Raw genomic sequence first — 22831 nt, 5'->3', positions numbered from 1 at the left:
GCTCAGGCGGCGAGGGTCGCCTTCAGCGCGGGAGCGAGCTTGCTCGCTGCCCACGTGCCCGACAGCGGGCCGCTGCGCGCCAGCGCCCACGGCAGGTTGCCGTCGTAGCTGACCCCGTCGATCACGAAGGTGTTGCTCTTTGACTGGTTGTCGATCAGGATCAGGTGATCGGCCTGCACCGCCTTCAGCTTCTTGAACAGCGGCTGCTTGGTGAGTTTGGCGTGCTTACCGCCGGAGTTGTCGGAGAAGATGATGACGTCGGCGTCGATCGTGGCCAGGAGTTCTTGGCTGACCTCTTGGCGGTACTTGAATGTGGCGGCGTTCGGGTTCTGGGCCAGCCCCATCCGCTCCAGCACCGACTCTGCCGGGCTGCCGACACTGGAGTGGAACTGCAGGCCTCCGCTGTCGCCGTAGTAGACGACATAGCTGGCGGTCAGCCCTGCGAGATCGGGATTCTCGGTGCGGAAGTTCGCAAAGAAGGCTTCCTCGTCATCGAGCACCTTCTGCGCGGCGGCCTGCAGGTCGAGCACCTCGCCGATCCGCCGGATGTTGGCCTCCCAGTCATTGGCCACGGTGCCTTCGGTGCCGGCCGACTGGTTGATCGCGAGAACCGGAGCGACTGTCGAGAGCTTCGCAAAGTCGTCGGTGAGGTCGGTGTTGAGCACGACGATGAGATCGGGCTCGGCCTTCGCGATCTGCTCGACCGGGAAGGTCGCGTCATCGGAGTTGAATCGGTTCGGGATCGGCTGGGACAACGCTTCCTCCAGCCACACATCCTTGGTGTACTCGTTGGCCAGAACCGGGGTCACACCGAGGGCTGCGAGGATCTCGGCATCGTCCTGGGACGGAGTCACCGCGGCGATCCGCTCCGGGCGCTGCTTGAGTTCGGTGCTGCCCCACTGGGTGTCGAGGGTGAGCGGGTAGGTCGTCTTGCCCTCGGCGGCCGGGACCAGGGCCGGGGTCGAGCTGGAGGCGGCGCTGCTGGCGGCCGGCGACCCGGACGTCTGGGCGGGGGCGGCGCAGGCGCTCAACGCCAGAGCGCCCGCGAACAATACGGCGCCGACGCGCGCCGCAGTGCGGTTCATCATGAGTTTTCCTTCATCGGTGTACCGGCGTGCGTGCCGGTTGGCGCTGATGGCCACGTAATTTGGTTAGGTTAGCGTAACCTAAATCTCAGGCTCGTTTCAGGGTGTCGCCACAACCCGGAACTCGCCCCGCAGCGATGCGGCCCCGGCCCTGCCCGCTCAGCCGGCGTCGTAGAACGAATCGCGCAGGTAGGCGTCCACCGCCCGCGCCGGCACCCGGAAGCTGCGTCCGAACCGGACGGCCTCGAGCTCGCCGGCATGAATCAACCGGTAGACCGACATTCGCGACACCCGCAACATTGCCGCCACCTCGGTGACCTTCAAGAGATTGACCGCCGACAGCGGCATAGCTGGGTTGGCGGAGTCGTTCATCAGCGCTCTTTCCGGTGCTCGGCACTCCGCCGATTCCCCCGGCGGCGGCAGATGTGAGCGACACCATACCTGCCGACCGGGCGCCAGGGCAGCCCCCTGATCGGGGTTGCCCACAGATTCACCCGGCCGGCGGGGCCAGTTCCCGGCTGCGGTCGCGAGCGGCCTCCATGGCGGTGATGAACGCCGCCTTGACCCGGTGGTCCTCCAACTGGCGCAGTGCCGCGGCGGTGGTTCCGCCGGGCGAGGTGACCTGCTCGCGCAGCACCGTCGGATGCTGGCCCGATTCGATCAACAGCTTGGCCGAGCCGAAGACGGTCTGCTTGACCAGAGCAGCGGAAATGTCGCGCGGCAGGCCGAGCATCACCCCGGCGTCGATCATCGCCTCGACCACGAAGAACAGGTAGGCCGGGCCCGAGCCCGAGATGGCGGTGACCGCGTCCTGGTACGCCTCCGGCACGGTGATCGCCTTGCCGAGCGCGGTCATCAACTCCATCGCGTGGGCCACGTCCGCCTCGGATGCGCTCGTGCCCGCCGATACCGCGGCCATCCCCTCGCCGACCAGGGCCGGCGTGTTCGGCATCACCCGGACGACGGCGGTGCCGTCGGGCAGGTGGCTCTCCAGTTGCGCGGTGGTCACCCCCGCGCACAGCGAGACCACCAGCGTTCCCGGCTTGAGCACCGAGGCGATCTCGGGCAGCACCGCACCGACATCCTGCGGCTTCACCACCAGGATGACCGTGTCCGCCTCAGAGGCCGCCTCGGCGTTCCCGGTCGCCCGGACGCCGTGCGCGGCGGCCATCTCGGCGCGCCGGAAGTCGCGCCGGTCGGCCACCACGATGTCGTCGGAGGACCAGGTGGCCCGCAACAATCCACTGACCAGCGCCTCGCCCATCACGCCGGCGCCGATCACCGCCACCCGGGTCATCGGTTCGTCACCAGCAGTTCGGCAACCTGGACGGCATTCAGCGCCGCACCCTTGCGCAGATTGTCACTGCTGACGAACAGCACGATGCCACGCTCGTCGGGAACCGACTGATCGGTGCGGATCCGGCCCACGAAGGACGGGTCCTTGCCGGCCGCCAGCCGAGGGGTCGGGACGTCAGCCAGGGCCACCCCGGGCGCGGTGGCGAGAATGCCGCGCGCTCGGTGCGGGCTCAGTTCCTCGGCGAACTCGGCGTGGATCACCAGCGAATGCCCGGAGAACACCGGCACCCGGACGCACGTGCCGGACACGGCGAGGTTGGGAATGTGCAGGATCTTGCGGGACTCGTTGCGGAGCTTCTGCTCCTCGTCGGTCTCGTCCGTACCGTCGTCCACCACCGAACCGGCCACCGGAATCACGTTGTACGCGATCGGCGCCAGGTACGGCGTGGTGTCAGCGACCTCGTCGACGCGTCCGTCCAAGGCGAAACCGGACGGGTCACGGACGTCCTGGGTCTGCGACACCAGCGCGTTGATGCCCTTCACGCCCGAACCGGAGACCGCCTGGTAGGTGGCGACGATCAGTCGCTGCAGGCCCGCCGCGTCGTGCAGCGGCTTGAGCACCGGCATCGCGGCCATCGTGGTGCAGTTCGGGTTGGCGATGATGCCCTTGGGCGGATTGACCGCATCCTCAGGGTTCACCTCGCTGACCACCAGCGGGACGTCCGGATCTTTGCGCCAGGCGGACGAATTGTCGACCACCAGCGCACCGGCCGACGCCACCTTGGGGGCATACTCGCGCGACATCGTGGCACCCGCCGACATCAGCGCGATGTCGAGCCCGGAGAAATCCGCGGTGGCGGTGTCCTCGACGGTGATCGGCGTGCCCTTGAAGTCGAGCGTCCGCCCGGCCGAGCGAGCCGAGGAGAAGAACCGGACGGAACTGATCGGAAAATCCCGCTCGACCAGCAACGACCGCATCACATTGCCGACGGTGCCGGTGGCACCGAAAACTCCCACACGCATGAGCACCAGCCTATCGGTGTGTACTCCTGACCTGCGCGCGTGCTCGGCGTGGACAGTGCAGGGACAATAATGACCCGGTGCCCACCACGATCGATCTCGCCTACCCGTTCACGGGGCGCTGGCGGGTGCGCAACAGTCCCGCGAACCGGGTACCCAGCCATGGGATCACCGTGTTCGCCACCTCATACGCGATCGACTTCGTGCCGGTGGACGCCGCCGGGCGCAGCGGTCCGGCCACCCTGGGCGCCCTGTTTTACCCGCAGCCGCCCGAGCAGTTCGTCGGGTTCGGACGGCCGCTGCTCGCTCCGGTCGCGGGCCTGGTCGTGGGTGCGTACGCCGCCGAGCCCGATCACCCGGCCTACCGCGGGCTGCCCTCGTTCGGCTACGCGCTGGCTCAGCGCCGCCGGGCCGCGGACGGCTGGGCGGCGCTGGCCGGCAACCACGTGATGATCGAGCACGCCGGGGTGGTCGTCGCGCTGTGTCACCTGCAGCAGGGCAGCCTGCTGGTCGAGGCGGGGCAACGAGTCGAGGCGGGCCAGCCCATCGGCCGCTGCGGCAACTCAGGCAACAGCACCGAGCCGCACCTGCATCTGCAGGCCCTCGACCACCCCGATCCGGTTCGGGCCGGCGCGGTGCCGATCTCCTTCGCGGGCGGGTTGCCGGGTAACGGCGAGGTGGTCGAGGTGACCCCCGGCCCGCCTCACAACCAGTCGACGTAGGGCGCGATCAGCGAGTAGCCGACGAAGGCCACCAGGTCGAGAATGATGTGTGCCGCCACCAGCGGCCCGATCCTCTTGAAGCGCAGGTAGAACCAGCCGAACACCGCACCCATCACCAGGTTGCCGACGAAACCGCCGAAGCCCTGGTAGAGGTGGTACGAGCCGCGGATCACCGCCGAGCCGATCAGCACGGCGGCCACCCCCCAGCCGGCCTGGGTCATCCGGGTGAACCAGTAGCCCACGATGACCACCTCTTCGAGCACCCCGTTCATCACCGCCAGACCGACCAGCACCGGGATCGTCCACCAGTTCTCGGCCAGGTTGGCCGGCTGCACGGTGGTGTTCAACCCGAGGGCGCGGGCCGCGAAGTACAACCCCAGCCCGGGAATGCCGATGCCGGCGGCGATCGCGAACCCCCAACCCAGGTCTTTGGCCGGCCGACTCAGGTCGAAGCCGATCCGTGCCCGGTCGCCGGTGAGCCGCAGCAGGTAGAGCGCCAACAGGGCCGGCACCAGCGGAAACACCATGCCCGCGAGCTGGTAGCCGAGGTCGAGCCAAGGACGGTCGGGGGTCACCGAAGCGTTGATCGTGGTGGTCTGCTGGCCCAGCGGTTGCGGCCGGGTCAGCTTGTCGGCGATCGACAGCAGCGAGTACACCGCCGACTGGCCCAGCGAGACGCCGAGCACCAGCAGCACCTCGGGGCCGGGCCGCACCCGCCCCGGCGCCTCGGCCAGCGCGTCGCTCACCGGGGTTCGCCGACGGTGGCCAGATGGGTGCGAGCGAAGGCCAGCGCCGCCCCCAGCGACTCTTCGCGACCGGCCCGGTCGAGGTCGTTGGTGTTCACCTCGAGCACCACATGGCCGGCGTAGCCGCACCGGGTGAGTTCGGCCAGCACCTGGTCGGCGCACTGGTTGCCTTGGCCGGGCAACAGGTGCTCGTCCTTGGCCGAACCGGTGCCGTCGGTCAAGTGCACGTGCGCCAGCCGCTCACCCCACGAGCGCACCAGGTCGAGCGAGTTCTGCCGGGCGGTCGCGGCGTGCGACAGGTCGAGGGTCAGGTGGTCGTAGTCGAGGTCGGACGGATCCCAGCTCGGCTTGTACGCCTTGAAGTCGCCGCCGCCGGGGGCCCGCCAGGGGTACATGTTCTCGACCGCGATGGTGACCCCGGAGCGCCGCACCAGCTCGCGCACGCCCTCGACGAACCGGGTGGCGTAGCTGCGCTGCCAGCGAAACGGCGGATGCACCACCACGACGTCGGCCCCCAGTTGGGTGGCGGCCTCGGTGGCCCGCTCGAGCTTGGCCCAGGGGTCTTTGCCCCAGACCCGTTGGGTGACCAGCAGGCAGGGCGCGTGCACCGCCAGCACCGGAACCTGGTGGTAGTCGCGCAGCCGCTGCACCGCGTCGACGTCGGCAGCCAAGGGGTCGATGCCTACCATCACCTCGACGCCGTCGTAGCCGAGCAGGCGGGCCACCTCGAAGCCGGCGGCGGTGTTCTCGGGGTAGACCGACGAGGTGGACAGCGCCACCTTGACGCCCGACGAGGCACTCACGCCCGCCATGATAGGCGGCGGTGAACCAGGACCGGCGCAGGCCCCGATTTCGCGTCCGGGGCACCCTCGGCTGAGAATGGGCTCATGCATGTCGATCATTTGACGTTCGCGGCTGGTCCGCGCGGCCTCAAGGCTGAGGTCGAGCGACTGGGCGACCTGCTCGGCGCCAAATTCCGCGACGGTGGCTTTCACCCCCGGTTCGGCACCCGCAACAACATTCTTCCGCTGGCCAATGATCGCTACCTTGAGGTGGTCGAGGTGCTGGAACACCCGGCCGCCGAGAAGGCGCCGTTCGGCCAGGCCGTCCGGGCCCGTTCCGAGATGGGCGGCGGCTGGCTCGGCTGGGTCGTCTCGGTGCCCGACCTGTCACCCTATGAGGCTCGGCTGGGCCGCGAGTCGGTGCGCGGCTCGCGGCACTTTCCCGATGGACGTCTGCTCGAATGGGAACAGCTCGGCGTGAAGGGCCTGATGTCAGACCCGCAGTTGCCGTACTTCATTCGCTGGACCAGCGACGAGTCCGTGCTCCCCCGGGCGCTGGCTGGCGACCTGCAATTGGCCGAGATCGAGATCGCCGGCCACGAGAATCGGGTCGAGGACTGGATCGGCGTCGAGGTCGACGGAAATTTCGACGGCGTCAACATTCGCTTCACCTCACCCAACGGGCAGCCGGGCATCGACGCCGCCACCTTCAACACCCCGCACGGGCCGGTGCGCATCTAACGCTGATTTTTCGCCGGTCGAGCGTGTCGAGACCTCGACCTGAGCACCCTCACGAGGGGTTTCGACACGCTCAACCAACGGTGAACGCATTACTCAGCGCTTCCCCAACGCCGGTCGAGCGTGTCGAGACCTCGACCTGAGCACCCTCACGAGGGGTTTCGACACGCTCAACCAACGGCGAACGCATTACTCAGCGCTTCCCCAACGCCGGTCGAGCGTGTCGAGACCTCGACCTGAGCACCCTCACGAAGGGTTTCGACAAGCCCAACCAACGGCGAACGCATTGATCAGTACACCCCTGGGGCGATCATCGCCGGGGACGCGGGCCGAAAACTGTCGGCGGCGCTGCGTAGCGTTCGGGCATGGCCAAAACCGCTGTCGCCCACCGTTGCTCCGAGTGTGGCTGGGTGAGCGCCCGCTGGGTCGGGCGCTGTACCCAGTGCCAGGCCTGGGGCGCCATGGCTCCGCACACCCCGACCCCCACCGCGACCGCTGCGGCACGGTCGACGACGGTGAGCGCGGCGCGTCCGATCGGTACGGTGCCGCTGCACGAAGCGGCCTCCACCCCCACCGGCGTCGCCGAACTCGACCGGGTGCTGGGCGGCGGCATCGTCGCCGGAGCCGTGCTGCTGCTGGCCGGCGAGCCGGGCGTGGGCAAGTCCACCCTGCTGCTCGACGTGGCCGCCCGCTGGGCCGGCGGCGAGCGGCGCACGCTGTACGTGTCGGCTGAGGAGTCTGCGGCCCAAGTGCGGTTACGGGCCGGTCGCACCGGCGCCCTGCACGAGCAGCTCTACCTGGCCGCCGAAACCGACCTCGGTGCGGTGCTGGCGCACATCGAACAGCTCGACCCGCAGCTACTGGTGCTCGACTCGGTGCAGGCGGTCACCGCCGGCGGCGCCGACAGGGTGGCCGGCGGCGTGTCCCAGGTGCGCGAGGTGACCAACGCCCTGGTCCGGGTGGCCAAGCAACGCCGGCTGCCGGTGATCCTGGTGGGCCACGTCACCAAGGACGGCACGGTGGCCGGGCCGCGGCTGCTGGAGCACCTGGTCGACGTCGTGCTGTCGTTCGAAGGCGACCGGCACAGCGGGCTGCGACTGGTGCGAGCCACCAAGAACCGGTTCGGCCCGGCCGACGAGGTGGGCTGCTTCGAGATGACCGAGGGCGGCATCCGCGAGGTGGCCGACCCCAGCCACCTGTTCACCTCGGCCCGCGCCGAACCGGTGCCCGGCACCGCGCTGACCGTCACCCAAGAAGGCCGGCGGCCGCTGCTCGGCGAGGTACAGGCCCTGGTGGCACCGTCAGCGGCACAGACCCCACGCCGGGTCACCCACGGGCTCGACAGCGGGCGGGTGTCGGTGATCCTGGCCGTGCTGGAGCGCAAGGCCAAGGTGCGGCTGCACAACAAGGAGGTGTACGTGTCGACGGTAGGCGGCGCCCGTGTGGTCGATCCGGCCGCCGACCTGGCCGTCGCGCTGGCGGTGGCCTCGGCGGCGGCCGAGCACGCCTTTCACCGTCCGCTGATCGCTCTGGGCGAGGTGGGCCTGTCAGGCGAGGTGCGCCGGGTGCCCGGCATCGAGCGCCGCGTGGCCGAGGCGACCCGGCTGGGCTTCGGCCTGGCGTTGGTTCCGCCGGGCAGCAACATCGGCCTACCCGGCCTTCGGGCGGTCGAGGTGGGCAGCGTGGCGGCGGCGGTCGACCTGCTGCAACTGCGGCCACCGAAGCGGCGCACTCCGGACGGGCCGCACCTGCGGCTGGCCGGTGGGTGACAGCCGTCCCAGCCGAAGGCCAACTAGACTGCGGGCAACCGCACCCGTACCAACGCCGAGGTCACCCTGTGAGCGCAACGCCCAATCGGCTCAGCCGCGCACTTGCCATGATCGCACCCGGAACCGAGGTGCGGGAGGGCCTCGACCGCATCGTGCACGGCCGCACCGGGGCGCTGATCACCCTGGGCAACAACGCCCGGCTGCAGGCGCTGGCCACCGGTGGTTTCGCCATCGATGTCGCCTTCACCGGAACGGCTCTGCGCGAACTGGCCAAGATGGACGGCGCGATCATTCTCAACGACGCGCTCGACCGCATCCTGTTCGCCGGCGTGCAACTGATGCCCGACGCCGCCGTCCACACCTCCGAGACCGGCACGCGGCACCGCACCGCCGATCGGGTGGCCACCCAGACCGGGGTGCCGACGGTGACCGTGTCTGCATCCATGTCGACCATCTCGCTGTTCGTCGATGCCCAGCGCTGGGTCGTGCAGCGTCCCGAGCAGTTGCTGGCGCGAGCCAACCAGGCCCTGGCGACGCTGGCCCGCTATGCCGACCGGCTCAAAGAGGCCACCGCCCGGCTGTCGGCAGCAGAGGTGCAGGACGCCGCGACCGTCCGCGACATCGTGCTGGTGGCGCAGCGACTCGAAATGGTGCGCCGGCTGCAACTGGAGGTGAACGGCTACGCGATCGAACTCGGCACCGACGGCCGGCTGGTGCGGCTGCAGTTGCGCGAACTCGTCTCGGGCCGCGACGAACTGGGCGGGCAACTGGAACGCGACTACGACGACGGCGTCGCGCCGCCCAAGCTGGCCACGCTGGCCGCCCTCGACACCGACGATCTAGCCCATCCGGCGCTGATCGCCCAGGCCTGCGGCCTGGGCGACGATCTGGGCCGGCGTGTGTCGGCTCGCGGGCACCGGCAACTGGCGCTGATCGCGCGGCTGTCGCCGTCGGTCGCCGACTCGCTGGTGGAGCACTTCGGCAACCTGCAGGGCCTGTTCGGGGCCAGCACTGCCGACCTGCTGGCGGTGCACGGCGTGGACTACTCGATCGCCCGCACGGTGCGCGAGGGCCTGATCAGGCTGGCCGAGTCGGCCTACGCCGAACGTCTGGACTGAACCGGCCGACGGGCCGGGCTCACTTGGTGATGGTGAACACGAACCGGCCGGTGGCCGACTCGCGGTAGAGCGCCGTGGCGATGTAGGTGCCGGCCCCCAACAGGCTCTTGGCCTGCCGGCAGTCCTCGGCCGAGCGGTACAGGCCCCAGGTCACCTTGAACTCGACCGAGGCCCCGGCCTTGAGAGTCTGCTTCTTCACCTCGGGCAGCCACTTCTCGCAGTGTCCCGTGCTCCAGATCAGGTCACTGCCCGACGCGACCCGCAGCACAAAGGTGTCATGGGTGATCTCCATCACGCAGGGCAGCGCCGTGTTGTTCACGGCGGTGACGCTGAAGGTCTGCTTGCTGCCACTCTTGACCGATTTGAACCCTTCCAGGGTCACCTGCACCCCGATCGGGTCGCACGCGGTGGGTGCGGTCGCGGTGGCCGAAGGGCTCGGACTGACACTGGCCGAATCTGACGGCGAGGCCTCGGGCGACGAGACGGTCTGGGTCGGCGACGGCGTCGTGACCTCGGGGGTGGCGGTGGTGCTGGGCTGACTCTTCGGCGTGAACACCCAGACCAGCAGGCCCAGCACGATCACCGCAATCAGCACCACCAGGCCCCGGCGGATCCAGTACACCGACGGCGGTTGCGGACCCTTGCCAGTCAGCACATCGCTCATGTCGCAAGGTTAGGCAGTGCCCCCGCGTTGCGAGGCGCACCACGCCGTGGCCGCCTACAGTGGGCCGGTGGACCGCACCCGGCTGACCAGCGCCGTCGTCGACTGGTACCGGCAGCACGCCCGGGATTTGCCCTGGCGCCGTCCGGACGCCTCGGCCTGGGCGATCATGGTGAGCGAGTTCATGCTGCAACAGACCCCCGTCGCCCGGGTGCTGCCCCCGTGGCGGCAGTGGCTGGAGCGCTGGCCCACGCCGGCCGCGCTGGCCGCCGAACCGGTGGGCGAGGCCGTCCGGGCCTGGGGACGCCTGGGCTACCCGCGCCGTGCCCAGCGGCTGCACGCCGCGGCCACCCAGATCACCCAACGGCACGGCGGCCGGGTGCCGTCGCAGTTGGACGAGCTGCGGGCCCTGCCCGGCGTGGGCGACTACACCGCAGCCGCGGTGGCCAGCTTCGCCTACGGCGCCCCGACGGTGGTGCTCGACGTGAACGTGCGCCGGGTGCTGGCCCGGTTGGACGGCGGCACCGACACCCCCGTCGGGGCGCCCACGGCCGCCGAACGCCTCCGCGCCGAGGCCTGGCTGCCCGAGCAGGACGCGGCCCTGTGGTCGGTGGCCGCGATGGAACTGGGCGCCCAGGTCTGCCGGGCCGGCCGGCCCGAGTGCGGGGCGTGCCCGGTGCGCACCGATTGCCGCTGGCTGGCCGCCGGGCGTCCGGCCGGGCCGCCGCGCCCGCGCCAGTCGTACGCCGGCACCGACCGGGCCGCCCGCGGGCACGTGCTGGCCAAGCTGCGAGCGCTGCCGACCGGAGCGTCGGCGGACGCCGCCACCCTGCTCGAGGGCTGGCCCGACCCGGCGCAGGCCGCGGCGGCCCTGCGTTCGCTGCTCGACGACCAACTGGTGCGACCCTCCCCCGGTGGGTTCGCGCTCTGACGCCCGGGCCGGGCGACGATCCCCCGGGCCCCTATTCTGGACGTTCAGGAGGGGATCGATGACCAACCAGCAGCACTCGCCGTGGGCCAGCGGTGAAGGCTTCGGTGCACCACGGCCGCAGCCCGACGAGCCCACCGCCGAGCAGAGTAACTACAGCAATGCGGGCCTGTTCGGCGAACCCACTCGTCGGCTCGAACCCACCGGCTGGTCAGAACCGCAGCACTTCTCGGCCCTGCCGCCGGCCCACCCGGCCCCGGTGCAGTTCGGCCACCCCGTGCCCTACGGCTACGGTGAGCCGGCACTGCCCGAGCACCCCAACACGACGCTGGTGTTCACCCTGGGCATCATCGGGCTGGCCACGAACCTCTTCTTTCTGCCGGTGGTCAGCCCGGTCGCCTGGTACCTGGGCGCCAAGGCCAAGCGAGAGATGGCGAACTACCCCGGCGTGTACCGCGACAGCGGACGACTGACCGCCGGCTTCGTGCTCGGCGTGATCGGCAGCCTGTTTGCCCTGGCTGTGCTCATCTTCATCGTGCTGATGGTTGTGGCCGCGATGGCGTGGCACTGAGGGCCAGGACACGCCACGACGCCCCCGCCGGCGGCTGCTGGCGGGGGCGTCGTGTCGAGGTCAGTTGGTGAGCTCGGCGGGCACGTCGGGTAGCTGGGCCTTGGGTACGCCGTCGAAGGTGAACGGCAACTCCGAGCCGTCCGGCGCCACATCGACCACAACGATCTCGCCGGGGTGGATGTCGGCGAACAGGATCTTCTCGGCCAGAATGTCTTCGATGTCGCGCTGAATCGCCCGGCGCAGCGGACGGGCACCCAGCACCGGATCGAAGCCCCGCTTGGCGATCAACGCCTTGGCCGCCTGGGTCAGTTCGATGCCCATGTCTTTGTCGCGCAGCCGGGTCTCGATCTCGGCGATCATCAGGTCGACGATTCGCTCGATATCGGCCTGCGACAACTGGTGGAACACCACGATCTCGTCGACCCGGTTCAAGAACTCGGGGCGGAAGTGCTGCTTGAGCTCGTCCGACACCTTCGCCTTCATCTTCTCGTAGCTGCCCACGCTGTCTGCGGACTGGCTGAAGCCCAGGTTGACCGATTTGGAAATGTCACGGGTGCCGAGATTGGTGGTCATCACGATCACCGTGTTCTTGAAGTCGACGACCCGGCCCTGGGCATCGGTGAGCCGGCCTTCGTCGAGAATCTGCAGCAGCGAGTTGAAGATGTCGGGGTGCGCCTTCTCGATCTCGTCGAAAAGCACCACGCTGAACGGCTTGCGCCGCACCTTCTCGGTGAGCTGGCCACCCTCTTCGTACCCCACGTAACCGGGCGGCGAGCCGAACATACGCGAAGCGGTGTGCTTCTCGGAGTATTCGCTCATGTCGAGGGTGATCAGGGCGTCCTCGTCGCCGAACAGGAATTCGGTGAGCGCCTTGGTCAACTCGGTCTTTCCGACGCCCGAGGGGCCGGCGAAGATGAACGAGCCACTGGGCCGCTTCGGATCCTTCAGGCCGGCCCGGGTGCGCCGGATCGAACGCGAGAGCGCCTTCACCGCGTCGTGCTGGCCGATGTAGCGCTTGCCGAGCTCGTCTTCCATCTTGAGCAGTCGCGACGACTCCTCTTCGGTGAGCTTGAACACCGGAATGCCGGTGGCCGATGAGAGCACTTCGGCGATCTCTTCTTCGCCGACCTCGGCCGGGACGTCGGAATCGCCGACCTTCCAGGCCTCTTCCTTCTCGGAACGGGCGATCAGCAACTTGCGCTCGTCGTCACGCAGCCGGGCGGCGCGCTCGAAGTCCTGCGCGTCGATCGCGGCCTCTTTCTCCAGCCGCACCTTGGCGATCCGCTCGTCGAACTCGCGCAGGTCGGGCGGGGCCGTCATGCGGCGAATCCGCAGCCGCGCGCCGGCCTCGTCGATCAAGTCGATGGCCTTGTCGGGCAGGAAACGGTCAGAGATGTACCGGTCGGCCAGCTGGGCTGCCGCGGTGAGCGCCGCATCGGTGATGGTGATCCGGTGGTGCGCCTCGTACCGGTCGCGCAGGCCGCGCAGAATGTCGATGGTCAGCGCGATGGACGGCTCGGCCACCTGAATCGGCTGGAACCGGCGCTCGAGCGCGGCGTCCTTCTCGATGTACTTGCGGTACTCGTCGAGGGTGGTGGCGCCGATGGTCTGCAGCTCGCCGCGGGCCAGCATGGGCTTGAGAATCGAGGCCGCGTCGATGGCACCCTCGGCGGCACCCGCACCCACCAGGGTGTGGATCTCGTCGATGAACAGCACCACGTCGCCGCGCGTCTTGATCTCTTTGAGCACCTTCTTGAGGCGCTCCTCGAAATCACCGCGGTACCGTGAGCCCGCCACCAAGGCACCCAGGTCGAGAGTGTAGATCTGCTTGTCACGCAGGGTCTCGGGAACATCGCCACGGACGATCGCCTGCGACAGGCCCTCGACCACGGCGGTCTTGCCGACACCGGGCTCGCCGATCAGCACCGGATTGTTCTTGGTGCGCCGCGACAGCACCGTCATCACCCGCTCGATCTCTTTCTCGCGGCCGATGACGGGGTCGAGCTTGTTCTCACGGGCGGCCTGGGTGAGATTGCGGCCGAACTGGTCGAGAATCGAGCTGCCCTGCTGCTGCGGGCCCGACTCGGGCGCGCCAGCGGTGGCCGCCTCTTTGCCCTGGAAGCCGCTGAGCAACTGCAGCACCTGATTGCGCACCCGGTTCAGGTCGGCGCCGAGCTTGATCAGCACCTGCGCCGCGACGCCCTCGCCCTCACGGATCAAGCCGAGCAGAATGTGCTCGGTGCCGATGTAGGGGTGGTTGATCTGCAGCGCCTCACGCATCGACAACTCGAGCACCTTCTTGGCCCGCGGCGTGAACGGAATGTGGCCGGCGGGGGCCTGCTGGCCCTGGCCGATGATCTCTTCGACCTGTTCACGGACGGCCTCGAGCGAGATGCCCAGCGCTTCGAGGGCTTTGGCGGCCACACCCTCACCCTCGTGAATCAGGCCGAGCAGAATGTGCTCGGTGCCGATGTAGTTGTGGTTCAGCATGCGGGCCTCGTCCTGCGCCAGAACGATCACCCGTCGTGCACGGTCAGTGAACCGGTCGAACATATGCGTACTCCTCACTCCGGCCGGGGCCGGGTGGCGCTCCGGCAGGATCGGCGATCCTGCCCGTGCACCCACAGTCTATGTAACCCCAGGCGTGCCGCATGTGTTCCGAATACGCCAACGGCGAACGGCTCCGGGAATGTCCCGGAGCCGATTGACGGATCGATGCCGACTATGCCTCAGCTATGCGCCCGATCGAATGCCTCGCGAACCTCGGCGGGCACCCGTCCGCGGGCCGAAACGACGTAGCCGTTCTCGCTCGCCCAGGCCCGGATCTCGCTCGCCGAACTGCCGCCCACCTTGCGCCGGGCACCGGTCTTGCGACGGCCGCCCACGCGCCGACCAGCGGCCACGTAGGGTGCCAACAGGTCGCGCAGTTTCTGTGCGTTGACTTCGGAAAGATCGATCTCATAGCTGACCGAATCGACCCCGAAGACAATGGTTTCAGCCGCTTCGCTGTTGTCGAGGTCGTCTTCGAGTCGATAGACGATGCGTTGTGCCATTCGTAAACCTCCCACTTTGAGTGATATCTCCACCCTGGCTGATCCCCACGTCCAGGCGGAGTGCGACACAACCATACCGCTGATCAAATGCCATGCAAACTCACCGCCACATTATGACGGCAAATGCACGATTTGATGTTTCGGGGCCAGCTGTCGCCTGTGCCGAAGGCGTCGAGCGTATTCGGTCAGGCCGGACGCCGCATCGCGGGTTCGTCCGAAATACGCCACAGTTCGCGCGCGGTCACCCAGGGATCAGGCGTTCCGGGACGCTGCGCCATCTCGACCACCGCAGCGGGCGGGTTCAGCACCGCCTGCAGTTCGAGTTCTACCCGCAGCGCCTCGTAATTGCCCTTCAGGGTGGATAGTTCCTGCTGCAGCCGGCAGCCATGCAGCCGGGCCTGATCGAGCCGCTCGCTCATTTCGCTGAGCCGCACCGCGAGACTGTCGACCACAGCCCGCTGCCGCCTGCGCTCGGCGTGCAGTTGCTCTGCCTGCTCCATCGCCTGGCCCAGTTCGGCGGCGAGCCGAAGCCGCTCGACGGCCCGGCTCTCACGCCAGGCCAGCAGGCACGCCAAGGCCGCACCGGCAATGAGGGCGGCGGCCGCGACGCCCCGGCTCAGCGGATCACCGACGATCACGATCGGGGTTGCCGAGAAACCGACGACGGCGAGCACCGTCCACGCCGCGATCTGCCCTCGTGCGGGGCGCCGAACACGGCTCGAGTGGGCCTTCACGAGGGCAGCCTAACCGGGACTGCGGCCGGCTTCGGGACTAGCTGCGGGCGCGTCGTGCGAATCGTTGTCGGGGGGCACCTGGCAGGCCCGTTCGAGCGCCCGGCCGGCCAGCACCAGGACCACGCTGAGCACCGCCACCACGGTGGCCGCGATGGCCCGCTCCCGCGGCAGCGTGGCGTCCAGGTTCGGCAGGGCGCGCAGGGCGAGCGTGGCGTAGCCGGCCGCCAGCCCGGTGCCGCCGATCATCGCCGCCTTGCCGCCCAGCAGCAGGCCGACGGCCCGGGACGGCTCGACAGGCTGCCGGCGCACCTGCACGGTGCGGTGCGTCCAACGGGCCGCCAGCCCGGTGGCCAGCGCCAGCACCGCCACCACGGCCCCCGCGAGCAGCGGCACCGGCGGCACCGGCCGGCCGAATCCCTCGATCGCCGAGAGCACCAGCCAGGTCAGCCCGCCGCCCACGATGGCGGCGATGACCAGCGCCGTGGCGCTGGTCGGCTGCACCGTCGGGCGGCCGACCGGCATCACAGTTCGATCGCCAGATCGTCGCGGCGGCGAACGCCGGCCCGGCCCAGGTGAGCAAGCAGGTCGCCGACAGCACCTCGCAGCGGCAGCACCGCCGACGGGTCGATGTCGAGCCACGGAGCGAGCACGAAGGCGCGCTCATGAGCCCTGGGGTGGGGCAGGGTCAGCAGTGGCGTGTTCTTCACCCGCTCCCCCACCACGATCAGGTCGACGTCGAGGGTGCGCGGCCCGCCGGGCACCTCACGGGTGCGGCGATAGGCGTTCTCGACGGCCTGGGCGCGCTCGAGCAGCACCAGCGAGGCCAGCGTCGACTCGGCCCGCACCACGGCATTGAGAAACTGCGGCTGGTCGAGCACCCGGCCCACCGGGTCGGTCTCGTACACCGGCGAGACGTCGACCACATTGAGGGTGGGCGTGGTGTTCAGCGCGTCGACGGCGGCCTGCAGATAGCCGAGCCGGTCGCCGAGATTCGATCCGATCGAGAACACCACCGGACGAATCGGCACCATGCCGGCCAGGGTGTCGACATCGAGGTCGAGGTGGGCGTTGGGGTGATCGTCGGTGTAGCTCATCGGGAACGTCTCCTGGTGATGGTGACCGCGATATCGGCCAGTTCGACGGGCATGCCGGCCTCGGGCTTGTGCACGGTCACCTCGACCGCGGCCATCAGCGGGTGGCGCAGGCAGGTGCGGGCGATTCGTTCGGCCAGCGTCTCGATCAGGTTGACCGGTTCGCCGGTGACGTCGGCGGCGATCGCGCGGGCCAGCTCGGCATAGTCGACGGTGCTGGCCAGGTCGTCGCAATCCCGACGCGGCAGCAGTTCGCAGATCAGGTCGACGATGAAGGTCTGGGGGTGCAGGCGCTCGAAGTCGTAAACGCCATGGGTAGCGCTGAACCGCATGCCAGCCAAACGTACCCGGTCGGGAACCGCCTCCATGCACTCACCTCCGAATCGAGGTTACTCCACGCCACGACGACCCTCGGCGGCGAGCCGTCCGACCACCGCGATGGCGTCGCGCTGGGCGCGTGCCGTATGCGTGCGAACCGCCCACACGCCGCTGAGCGCCAGCAACGTGGTCAGCGCGAGAGTGGCGTCGTCGCGCTGCTTGGGGGGGCGTTCGTCGAGCAGGTCACCGAGAAACCGCTTGCGTGAGGCCCCGATCAGCAGCGGACGGCCCAGGCTGGCGAGAGCGTCCAGACCGGCCAGCAGCGCCCAGTTGTGGTCGGCGCTCTTGGCGAAGCCCAGCCCCGGGTCGAGCACCACCTGGTTCAGATCGATCCCCGCATCGAGGGCGGCATCGAGTCGGCTGCCGAGCTCGCGACGGACCTCGGCCACGACATCGTGGTAGCTGGCCAGGTTCTGCATCACGTCGGAGGGGCCACGCCAATGCATGGCGATGTAGCCCACGCCCAACTCGGCGACCGTGCCCAGCATGTCTGGGTCGCTGAGGCCGCCCGAGACGTCGTTGACGATCACCGCCCCCGCCTCGACAGCAGCCCGGGCCACCTCGGCCCGCATGGTGTCGACGCTGATCACGGCCCCGGCGCCAGCCAGTTCGCGGATCACCGGAAGCACCCGGTTCAGCTCACCAGCGGCATCGACCCGCTGGGCACCGGGCCGGGTCGACTCGCCCCCGATGTCGATCAGGTCGGCGCCCTGGGCGAGCAAGTCGAGGCCGTGCGCGATCGCCCGCTCGGTGGACTGGTAGTCGCCGCCGTCAGAGAACGAATCGGGGGTGATGTTGACGATGCCCATCACCAGGGTGCGCCCCTGGTCGAGAAGCTGCCGCACGCCCCCAGCCTACCGGCGGCGGGCCGCCGATCAGCCGATGATCAGGCTCATCGCCTCGGCACGGGTGGCCGGGTTGCGCAGCGTGCCCCGCACCGCCGAGGTCACCGTGCGCGCGCCCGGCTTGCGCACTCCGCGCATGGTCATGCACAGGTGCTCGCAGTCGATCACCACGATCACCCCGCGGGGCTGCAGGTGTTCGACCAGCGCATCGGCGACCTGGGTGGTCAGTCGTTCCTGCACCTGCGGCCGCTTGGCGAACACATCGACCAGCCGGGCCAGCTTGCTCAGCCCGGTGATCCGGCCCTGCACGGCCGGTATGTAGCCGATGTGGGCAACCCCGGTGAACGGCACCAGGTGGTGCTCGCAGGTGCTCCACACCTCGATGTCCTTGACCAGCACCAACTCGTCGTGGGCGATGTCGAAGGTGGTGCCCAGCACGTCGCCGGCCGTTTGATCGAGGCCCTCGAACAGCTCGGCGTAGGCGCGAGCCACCCGCGCCGGGGTGTTCAGCAGCCCCTCCCGATCGGGGTCCTCGCCGATGGCGAACAACAGTTCGCGCACCGCGGCGGCCGCCCGAGGCTGGTCGACCGGCACGTCAGCGACCCTGAGGCGGGTTCCAGCTTGGGTTCTGCTGGCTCGGCGGCTGATTGTCGTACGGCCCCGGGCCGTACGGCGCCTGCCAGGGCTGCTGCCCGGGCGGCCCGTACGGCGGCTGCGCGCCATCGGCACCGGGGCCGGTCGGCATCGGCACCTGGATCTTGCCGTTCGGGCCCACCAGCGGCGCCCCGTAACCGGGTTCGGGCTTGGGGGCCGGCGGCGGCGGGTCGACCGGCGGCAGATCGGACGGCAGCCGCGTGTCGGACCCCGTCCAGGCCGGGCGCTTGGGGTGACGCTGCAGCGCCTCGAAGATCGTGGCCACCTGCTCTTTGTCGAGGGTCTCTTTCTCGAACAACTGCCGCACCAGCTCGTCGAGCACCGCGCGGTTGGTCACCAGGCAGTCGAACGCCTCCTGGTGGGCGTTGTTGATCAGGGCCGCCACCTCTTCGTCGATCGCCGCGGCGATCGCGTCGGAGTAGTCACGGTGACCCGAACCCATGCCGGCCTGCATGCCCAGGAACGGCTCGTCCGAATCGCTGCCCAGCTTCACCGCACCCAGCCGCTCGGTCATGCCGTACTTGGTGACCATCGCGCGCGCCGTGTTGGTGGCCTTCTCGATGTCATTGGCGGCACCGGTGGTCGGGTCGTGAAAGACCAGCTCCTCAGCGGCCCGTCCGCCCAGCATGTAGGCCAGTTGGTCGAGCAGCTCTCCCCGGGTCTTGGAGTACTTGTCGTCGTCGGGCATCACCATGGTGTAGCCCAGTGCCCTGCCGCGCGGCAGGATGGTCACCTTCTGCACCGGGTCGGTGCCGGGCATGGCCGCCGCAACCAGCGCGTGCCCGCCCTCGTGGTAGGCGGTGATCAGCAGTTCGCGTTCGTTCATGATCCGGCTGCGCTTCTGCGGCCCGGCGATCACCCGGTCGATCGCCTCGTCGAGGTGCAGCTTGGTGATGTAGCGCTGGTTCTGCCGGGCGCACAGCAGGGCCGCCTCGTTGAGCACGTTGGCCAGGTCGGCGCCGGTGAAGCCCGGGGTGCGCTTGGCCACCGCCTCCAGTTCGGCGTCCGGGGCCATCGGCTTGTTCGCCGCATGCACCCGCAGAATCTGCAGCCGGCCCTTCATGTCGGGCGCCTCGACCGGGATCTGGCGGTCGAAGCGGCCCGGACGCAGCAGCGCCGGGTCGAGCACGTCCGGACGGTTGGTGGCCGCGATCAGCACCACGCCGCCGCGCACGTCGAAGCCGTCCATCTCGACCAGCAACTGGTTCAGGGTCTGCTCGCGCTCGTCGTGGCCGCCGCCCATGCCGGCGCCGCGATGCCGTCCGACGGCGTCGATCTCGTCGATGAAGACGATCGCCGGGGCGGCCTCCTTGGCCTGCTCGAACAGGTCACGCACGCGGGACGCGCCGACGCCGACGAACATCTCTACGAAGTCGGAGCCGGAAATCGAGAAGAACGGGACGCCGGCCTCGCCGGCCACGGCGCGGGCCAGCAAAGTCTTGCCGGTGCCGGGCGGCCCGTAGAGCAGCACGCCCTTGGGGATTTTGGCCCCGACAGCCTGGAATTTGGCCGGCTCGGAGAGGAACTCACGAATCTCTTGCAGTTCTTCGATGGCTTCTTCGCAGCCGGCCACGTCGGTGAAGGTGGTGCGCGGAGTGTCTTTGGTGGCCAGCTTCGCCTTGGACTTGCCGAAGCCCATCACCCGGTTGCCGCCGCCCTGCATCTGGTTCATCAAGAAGAAGAAGATCAGCCCGATCACCACGAACGGCAAGATGGTGAACAGCAGCGTGGTCCAGATGCCCTGCTGCGGCACCTCGCCACGCCAACTGTCGAGGGTTCCGGCAGCCACCCGCTGGTTCAGCCGGTCGATGATCTCCTGGCTCTGGGTGCCGATCCACTTGGCCTGCAGCTTGGAATCGGTGTCTGCCTTGGTCTCGACCCTGATGGTCTGCTCGCCCTCGACCAGCACCACCTCTTTCAGCGGGGTGTCGCTGTTGATCAGGGCAACCACCTCAGAGGTCGGCTTCTGCTGGTACCCGTTGGCACCGTTGAAGTAGTCGACCAGCAGGGCGACCCCGAGAAACGCCAAGATGATCCACAGGATCGGGCCCCGGAACAGTCGATTAACCTTCATTACCCACCTTTGTTGAGCGCGGCACCGCCGCCGATCCCCAAGAATAGACGGGCGCGGACGCGATGCTCAGGAGTAGACGTGCGGGGCCAGGGTGCCCACATCGCGCAGGTTGCGGTAGCGGCCGGCGTGGTCGAGGCCATAGCCCACCACGAACTCGTTGGGCAGGTCGTAACCGACGTATTTCACCTCGAGCGGGCTGCGCAGCGCCTCGGGCTTGCGGAACATCGCCATCACCTCGATCGACGCCGGGTTGCGCGATTTCAGGTTCTGGATCAGGTAGGCCAGCGTCAGGCCGGTGTCGACGATGTCTTCGACCACGAGCACGTGGCGGCCCTCGAGGTTGGTGTTGAGATCCTTCAGAATGCGCACCACACCTGAGCTCTGGGTGCCCGAACCGTAGGACGAGATGGCCATCCAGTCCATCTCGCAGTGCCGCTTGAGGGTGCGCGACAAGTCGGCCATCACCATGATGGCGCCGTTCAGCACCCCCACCAGCAGCAGGTCGCGACCCGCGTAGTCGGTTTCGATCTCGGCGGCCAACGCAGCCAGCCGATCCTGAATCTGGTCGGCCGTGAAGAGCACCTCGGTGAGGTCGGACTGAATGTCGCTGGCGTCCACGAACCGCACCTTAGCGGACTCTGCTGGGCCCGATCACCCGTGGGCGGTCGCAGACCCCGACGACTCCGCCACCAGCGCCCCCGCCCGGCGCAGCACCCGTAGCCCCGGCACTTCCACCCAGCGTTGGCCGTGCCAGTCGGTGACCAGGGCGGCGACGGCGAGCAGGTGACCGCGGCTCACCTCCTCCGCCCCGCGCCGCAACAGCCAGGCCCGCAGCAGCCGGTGGCGCAGGGCCGGTGCCAGACCGGTCAGTTCGGCGCAGTCCAGCTCGGCCCCGGTGACCAGCGGGGTCAGGGCGTCGAGGGCATCGGCATCCTCGCGGGCCAGTTCGGCGGTGCGGGCCAGCGCCTCGGCGATACCGGGGCCCAGCTCGGCCTCGAGCACCGGCAGCACCGTGTGCCGCACGCGCACCCGGGTGAACCGCTGGTCGGCGTTGTGCGGGTCGCTCCACCACGTGAGGCCGTACTCGCGGCAACTCTGTTCGGTGACTGAACGGCGCAGCCCGAGCAGCGGCCGGGCGAAATGGCCGCGCGCCGCCGGCATGCCGGCCAGGGAGCGCGGACCGGACCCCCGGGCCAGGCCCAGCAGCACGCTCTCGGCCTGGTCGTCGAGGGTGTGGCCCAGGTAGCAGCGCTCCCCTTGGTGCAGTTCGGCGGCCAGTGCGGCGTAACGGGCGTCGCGAGCCGCCGCCTCGGGGCCGGCCCCGTCACTGTGCACCCGGACGGTCAGCACCCGCGCGGGCAGGCCGAGCCGGCCCAGTTGGGCGGCGACGACCCGGCTGTGCTCGGCCGAGCCCGGCTGCAGCCCGTGGTCGACCACCGCGGCCCGGACGGTGCAGCCGGTGCGGCGCGCCAGAACCACCGCAGCCGTGGCCAGCGCCAGCGAGTCGGCTCCGCCGGAGCAGGCCACCAGCACGTTCTCGCCCTGGTGCGCAGCGATCACCGCCCGAGTCACCGACAGGCTTGCCGGGCCGAGGGTTCGCCGCGCCATCAGCCCACCCGCGCCGGAACCCGGCGCAGCCACTGTTCGGCGTCATGCAATTCGGCGGCATGGGGCAGCAGCTCCGCGGCGCTGAACGCCAGGTTGAGGGTGTCGAGTCCGGCCCGGTCGATCACCGCGCGGCAGAACGCGGCACCGTGCCGGTACTGCTCCCGCTTGGCCCGCAAGCCGAGCAGCCGCGACAGCAGTTGCACCGGGCCGAAAGCGTCACGGTGGGCCTCCATCGCGGCTCGGAGCACCTGCACCTGCGGCACCAGCCGGGGGGCGGCGCGGTCCATCATCACCTCGGCGTGCCCCTCCAGCAGCGACATCGTGGCGGTGATTTCGTCGAGGGCGCCGGCTTGCCCGGGCTCGTCGGCGTCGGCGAAAAGCTCGGCCGTCAGCTGCACCAGGTGCGCCGCCAGCCAGGGTGCGGCCTCGAACTGGGCCCGGTGGGTCTGCTCGTGCAGGCACACCCACTGCCGAAAGCCGTGCGGCTCCACACCCATCGACCGCTCGGCGGCCACGATGTTGGGCGCCACCAGCAGCAGCCGTCCGGGCGTCGTGTACGGGTCGAACTGGCCCAGAATGCGGGTGGCCACGAACGCGAAGGCGCCGCCGAGCTGAGCACCGGCAAGCCGCGCGCCGACCTTGGCCCCCAGCGACGACGCAGGCTGCTGCCCGGCCGCCTCGAACATGGTGCGGGCCAACTGGGTGGCGGCCCGCACCCAGGTTTCGCGCCCCACCACCAGCACCTCGGACGAGCGGGGTGCCGGCAGCAGAGACGCCGACGCGACGGCCTCGACCGCTCGCTCGGCGGCCACCCGCAGGTCGGCCACCACGCCGGCAGCCTCAGCCCGGTCGACCGCCACCCCGGGGTGGACCAGGAACTCACCGACGTCGGCGGCGAGGCGCCAGTCGATGCCGGGAACCGCGCTCATGCCGGCGAGTCTAGGCGTGACCCGGGCAG

At 69.5% G+C, this 22831-nt stretch carries 25 protein-coding genes; 6 read left to right on the top strand and 19 right to left on the bottom strand.

Features of this window, described 5'->3' with window-relative positions:
* Positions 1 to 2 precede the first annotated feature (2 nt).
* The 4 genes from QM721_RS03660 to QM721_RS03645 form a co-directional block, all read right to left on the bottom strand.
* Positions 3 to 1088, bottom strand: coding sequence for an ABC transporter substrate-binding protein (locus tag QM721_RS03660; RefSeq protein ID WP_415119091.1), 1086 nt, complete (start codon positions 1086 to 1088; stop codon positions 3 to 5).
* A gap of 156 nt (positions 1089 to 1244) precedes the next feature.
* Positions 1245 to 1457, bottom strand: coding sequence for a helix-turn-helix domain-containing protein (locus QM721_RS03655; RefSeq protein WP_415119089.1), 213 nt, complete (start codon positions 1455 to 1457; stop codon positions 1245 to 1247).
* 118 nt (positions 1458 to 1575) lie between these two features.
* The gene (proC, locus tag QM721_RS03650) at positions 1576 to 2382 is read right to left on the bottom strand and encodes a pyrroline-5-carboxylate reductase (protein ID WP_415119087.1); all 807 of its coding nucleotides are present in this window, start codon (positions 2380 to 2382) and stop codon (positions 1576 to 1578) included.
* A complete protein-coding gene (locus QM721_RS03645; RefSeq protein WP_415120100.1) occupies positions 2379 to 3413 on the bottom strand; it encodes an aspartate-semialdehyde dehydrogenase in 1035 nt (344 codons plus the stop codon). Before QM721_RS03645 ends, proC begins: the two co-directional genes overlap by 4 nt.
* A 68-nt stretch (positions 3414 to 3481) precedes the next feature.
* Between QM721_RS03645 and QM721_RS03640 the strand changes: the two genes are divergently transcribed.
* Positions 3482 to 4123: a peptidoglycan DD-metalloendopeptidase family protein gene (locus tag QM721_RS03640; protein ID WP_415119085.1), complete on the top strand. Its 642-nt coding sequence runs from the start codon at positions 3482 to 3484 to the stop codon at positions 4121 to 4123.
* Here the strand turns inward: QM721_RS03640 and QM721_RS03635 are convergent.
* Together QM721_RS03635 and QM721_RS03630 are read right to left on the bottom strand one after the other, a co-directional pair.
* A complete protein-coding gene (locus QM721_RS03635; RefSeq protein WP_415119083.1) occupies positions 4105 to 4869 on the bottom strand; it encodes a CPBP family intramembrane glutamic endopeptidase in 765 nt (254 codons plus the stop codon). The genes QM721_RS03640 and QM721_RS03635 overlap by 19 nt on opposite strands.
* Complete coding sequence (locus QM721_RS03630) at positions 4866 to 5672, bottom strand: sugar phosphate isomerase/epimerase family protein (RefSeq protein ID WP_415119081.1); 807 nt, start codon at positions 5670 to 5672, stop codon at positions 4866 to 4868. Before QM721_RS03630 ends, QM721_RS03635 begins: the two co-directional genes overlap by 4 nt.
* Before the next feature lie 84 nt (positions 5673 to 5756).
* On the opposite strand from QM721_RS03630, the gene QM721_RS03625 reads away from it, so the two are divergent.
* From QM721_RS03625 to disA, 3 genes are all read left to right on the top strand, one after another.
* Positions 5757 to 6392, top strand: coding sequence for a VOC family protein (locus QM721_RS03625; protein ID WP_415119079.1), 636 nt, complete (start codon positions 5757 to 5759; stop codon positions 6390 to 6392).
* A 362-nt stretch (positions 6393 to 6754) separates the two neighbouring features.
* Entirely contained in the window at positions 6755 to 8158 is a 1404-nt protein-coding gene (gene radA / locus QM721_RS03620) for a DNA repair protein RadA (RefSeq protein ID WP_415119077.1), read from the top strand.
* A gap of 68 nt (positions 8159 to 8226) precedes the next feature.
* Positions 8227 to 9276 carry a DNA integrity scanning diadenylate cyclase DisA gene (disA, locus tag QM721_RS03615; RefSeq protein ID WP_415119075.1) on the top strand — a complete coding sequence of 350 codons (1050 nt, stop codon included), beginning with the start codon at positions 8227 to 8229 and terminating at the stop codon, positions 9274 to 9276.
* Positions 9277 to 9295: 19 nt separating this feature from the next.
* On the opposite strand, the gene QM721_RS03610 is transcribed toward disA, so the two are convergent.
* Complete coding sequence (locus QM721_RS03610; RefSeq protein ID WP_415119073.1) at positions 9296 to 9940, bottom strand: hypothetical protein; 645 nt, start codon at positions 9938 to 9940, stop codon at positions 9296 to 9298.
* Between the two features lie 67 nt (positions 9941 to 10007).
* Here QM721_RS03610 and QM721_RS03605 point away from each other — a divergent pair, with 67 nt between their 5' ends.
* Positions 10008 to 10868 carry an A/G-specific adenine glycosylase gene (locus tag QM721_RS03605; protein ID WP_415119071.1) on the top strand — a complete coding sequence of 287 codons (861 nt, stop codon included), beginning with the start codon at positions 10008 to 10010 and terminating at the stop codon, positions 10866 to 10868.
* Positions 10869 to 10926: 58 nt separating this feature from the next.
* Positions 10927 to 11436 carry a hypothetical protein gene (locus QM721_RS03600; RefSeq protein WP_415119069.1) on the top strand — a complete coding sequence of 170 codons (510 nt, stop codon included), beginning with the start codon at positions 10927 to 10929 and terminating at the stop codon, positions 11434 to 11436.
* Between the two features lie 60 nt (positions 11437 to 11496).
* Here the strand turns inward: QM721_RS03600 and QM721_RS03595 are convergent, their stop codons facing one another.
* The 12 genes from QM721_RS03595 to QM721_RS03540 all read right to left on the bottom strand — a co-directional run bounded on the left by QM721_RS03595 (position 11497) and on the right by QM721_RS03540 (position 22802).
* Positions 11497 to 13989: an ATP-dependent Clp protease ATP-binding subunit gene (locus QM721_RS03595; protein ID WP_415119067.1), complete on the bottom strand. Its 2493-nt coding sequence runs from the start codon at positions 13987 to 13989 to the stop codon at positions 11497 to 11499.
* Between the two features lie 176 nt (positions 13990 to 14165).
* A complete protein-coding gene (locus QM721_RS03590) occupies positions 14166 to 14489 on the bottom strand; it encodes a histone-like nucleoid-structuring protein Lsr2 (RefSeq protein WP_415119065.1) in 324 nt (107 codons plus the stop codon).
* 185 nt (positions 14490 to 14674) lie between these two features.
* Complete coding sequence (locus tag QM721_RS03585; RefSeq protein WP_415119063.1) at positions 14675 to 15223, bottom strand: hypothetical protein; 549 nt, start codon at positions 15221 to 15223, stop codon at positions 14675 to 14677.
* A gap of 9 nt (positions 15224 to 15232) precedes the next feature.
* Positions 15233 to 15745 (bottom strand): DUF3180 domain-containing protein, encoded by a 513-nt coding sequence (locus QM721_RS03580; RefSeq protein ID WP_415119061.1) that lies wholly within the window; start codon positions 15743 to 15745, stop codon positions 15233 to 15235.
* Positions 15745 to 16317 carry a 2-amino-4-hydroxy-6-hydroxymethyldihydropteridine diphosphokinase gene (gene folK / locus QM721_RS03575; RefSeq protein ID WP_415119059.1) on the bottom strand — a complete coding sequence of 191 codons (573 nt, stop codon included), beginning with the start codon at positions 16315 to 16317 and terminating at the stop codon, positions 15745 to 15747. Before folK ends, QM721_RS03580 begins: the two co-directional genes overlap by 1 nt.
* A complete protein-coding gene (folB, locus tag QM721_RS03570) occupies positions 16314 to 16682 on the bottom strand; it encodes a dihydroneopterin aldolase (RefSeq protein WP_415119057.1) in 369 nt (122 codons plus the stop codon). The genes folK and folB overlap by 4 nt, the downstream gene beginning before the upstream one ends.
* Positions 16683 to 16703: 21 nt before the next feature.
* Positions 16704 to 17501, bottom strand: a complete 798-nt coding sequence (gene folP / locus QM721_RS03565; RefSeq protein WP_415120098.1) for a dihydropteroate synthase — start codon at positions 17499 to 17501, stop codon at positions 16704 to 16706.
* A 66-nt stretch (positions 17502 to 17567) separates the two neighbouring features.
* A complete protein-coding gene (gene folE / locus QM721_RS03560; protein ID WP_415119055.1) occupies positions 17568 to 18131 on the bottom strand; it encodes a GTP cyclohydrolase I FolE in 564 nt (187 codons plus the stop codon).
* Position 18132: 1 nt separating this feature from the next.
* Positions 18133 to 20265, bottom strand: coding sequence for an ATP-dependent zinc metalloprotease FtsH (gene ftsH / locus QM721_RS03555; RefSeq protein WP_415119053.1), 2133 nt, complete (start codon positions 20263 to 20265; stop codon positions 18133 to 18135).
* 66 nt (positions 20266 to 20331) lie between these two features.
* Entirely contained in the window at positions 20332 to 20883 is a 552-nt protein-coding gene (hpt, locus tag QM721_RS03550) for a hypoxanthine phosphoribosyltransferase (RefSeq protein WP_415119051.1), read from the bottom strand.
* 33 nt (positions 20884 to 20916) lie between these two features.
* Positions 20917 to 21873, bottom strand: coding sequence for a tRNA lysidine(34) synthetase TilS (tilS, locus tag QM721_RS03545; RefSeq protein ID WP_415119049.1), 957 nt, complete (start codon positions 21871 to 21873; stop codon positions 20917 to 20919).
* Entirely contained in the window at positions 21873 to 22802 is a 930-nt protein-coding gene (locus tag QM721_RS03540; protein ID WP_415119047.1) for a zinc-dependent metalloprotease, read from the bottom strand. Before QM721_RS03540 ends, tilS begins: the two co-directional genes overlap by 1 nt.
* Positions 22803 to 22831 lie beyond the last annotated feature (29 nt).

Source organism: Micropruina sp. (assembly GCF_047602085.1).
Classification (GTDB): domain Bacteria; phylum Actinomycetota; class Actinomycetes; order Propionibacteriales; family Propionibacteriaceae; genus Micropruina.
Note: the sequence above shows the minus strand (reverse complement) of the source record. Positions and strands in the feature narration are given on the sequence as shown.

Coding starts and splice junctions, on each gene's coding strand:
- QM721_RS03660 (WP_415119091.1), bottom strand. CDS start 1,088: ATGATGAACCGCACTGCGGCGCGCGTCGGCGCCGTATTGTTCGCGGGC.
- QM721_RS03655 (WP_415119089.1), bottom strand. CDS start 1,457: ATGAACGACTCCGCCAACCCAGCTATGCCGCTGTCGGCGGTCAATCTC.
- proC (WP_415119087.1), bottom strand. CDS start 2,382: ATGACCCGGGTGGCGGTGATCGGCGCCGGCGTGATGGGCGAGGCGCTG.
- QM721_RS03625 (WP_415119079.1), top strand. CDS start 5,757: ATGCATGTCGATCATTTGACGTTCGCGGCTGGTCCGCGCGGCCTCAAG.
- radA (WP_415119077.1), top strand. CDS start 6,755: ATGGCCAAAACCGCTGTCGCCCACCGTTGCTCCGAGTGTGGCTGGGTG.
- QM721_RS03610 (WP_415119073.1), bottom strand. CDS start 9,940: ATGAGCGATGTGCTGACTGGCAAGGGTCCGCAACCGCCGTCGGTGTAC.
- QM721_RS03600 (WP_415119069.1), top strand. CDS start 10,927: ATGACCAACCAGCAGCACTCGCCGTGGGCCAGCGGTGAAGGCTTCGGT.
- QM721_RS03595 (WP_415119067.1), bottom strand. CDS start 13,989: ATGTTCGACCGGTTCACTGACCGTGCACGACGGGTGATCGTTCTGGCG.
- QM721_RS03590 (WP_415119065.1), bottom strand. CDS start 14,489: ATGGCACAACGCATCGTCTATCGACTCGAAGACGACCTCGACAACAGC.
- QM721_RS03580 (WP_415119061.1), bottom strand. CDS start 15,745: ATGCCGGTCGGCCGCCCGACGGTGCAGCCGACCAGCGCCACGGCGCTG.
- folK (WP_415119059.1), bottom strand. CDS start 16,317: ATGAGCTACACCGACGATCACCCCAACGCCCACCTCGACCTCGATGTC.
- folB (WP_415119057.1), bottom strand. CDS start 16,682: ATGGAGGCGGTTCCCGACCGGGTACGTTTGGCTGGCATGCGGTTCAGC.
- folP (WP_415120098.1), bottom strand. CDS start 17,501: ATGGGCATCGTCAACATCACCCCCGATTCGTTCTCTGACGGCGGCGAC.
- ftsH (WP_415119053.1), bottom strand. CDS start 20,265: ATGAAGGTTAATCGACTGTTCCGGGGCCCGATCCTGTGGATCATCTTG.
- tilS (WP_415119049.1), bottom strand. CDS start 21,873: ATGGCGCGGCGAACCCTCGGCCCGGCAAGCCTGTCGGTGACTCGGGCG.
- QM721_RS03540 (WP_415119047.1), bottom strand. CDS start 22,802: ATGAGCGCGGTTCCCGGCATCGACTGGCGCCTCGCCGCCGACGTCGGT.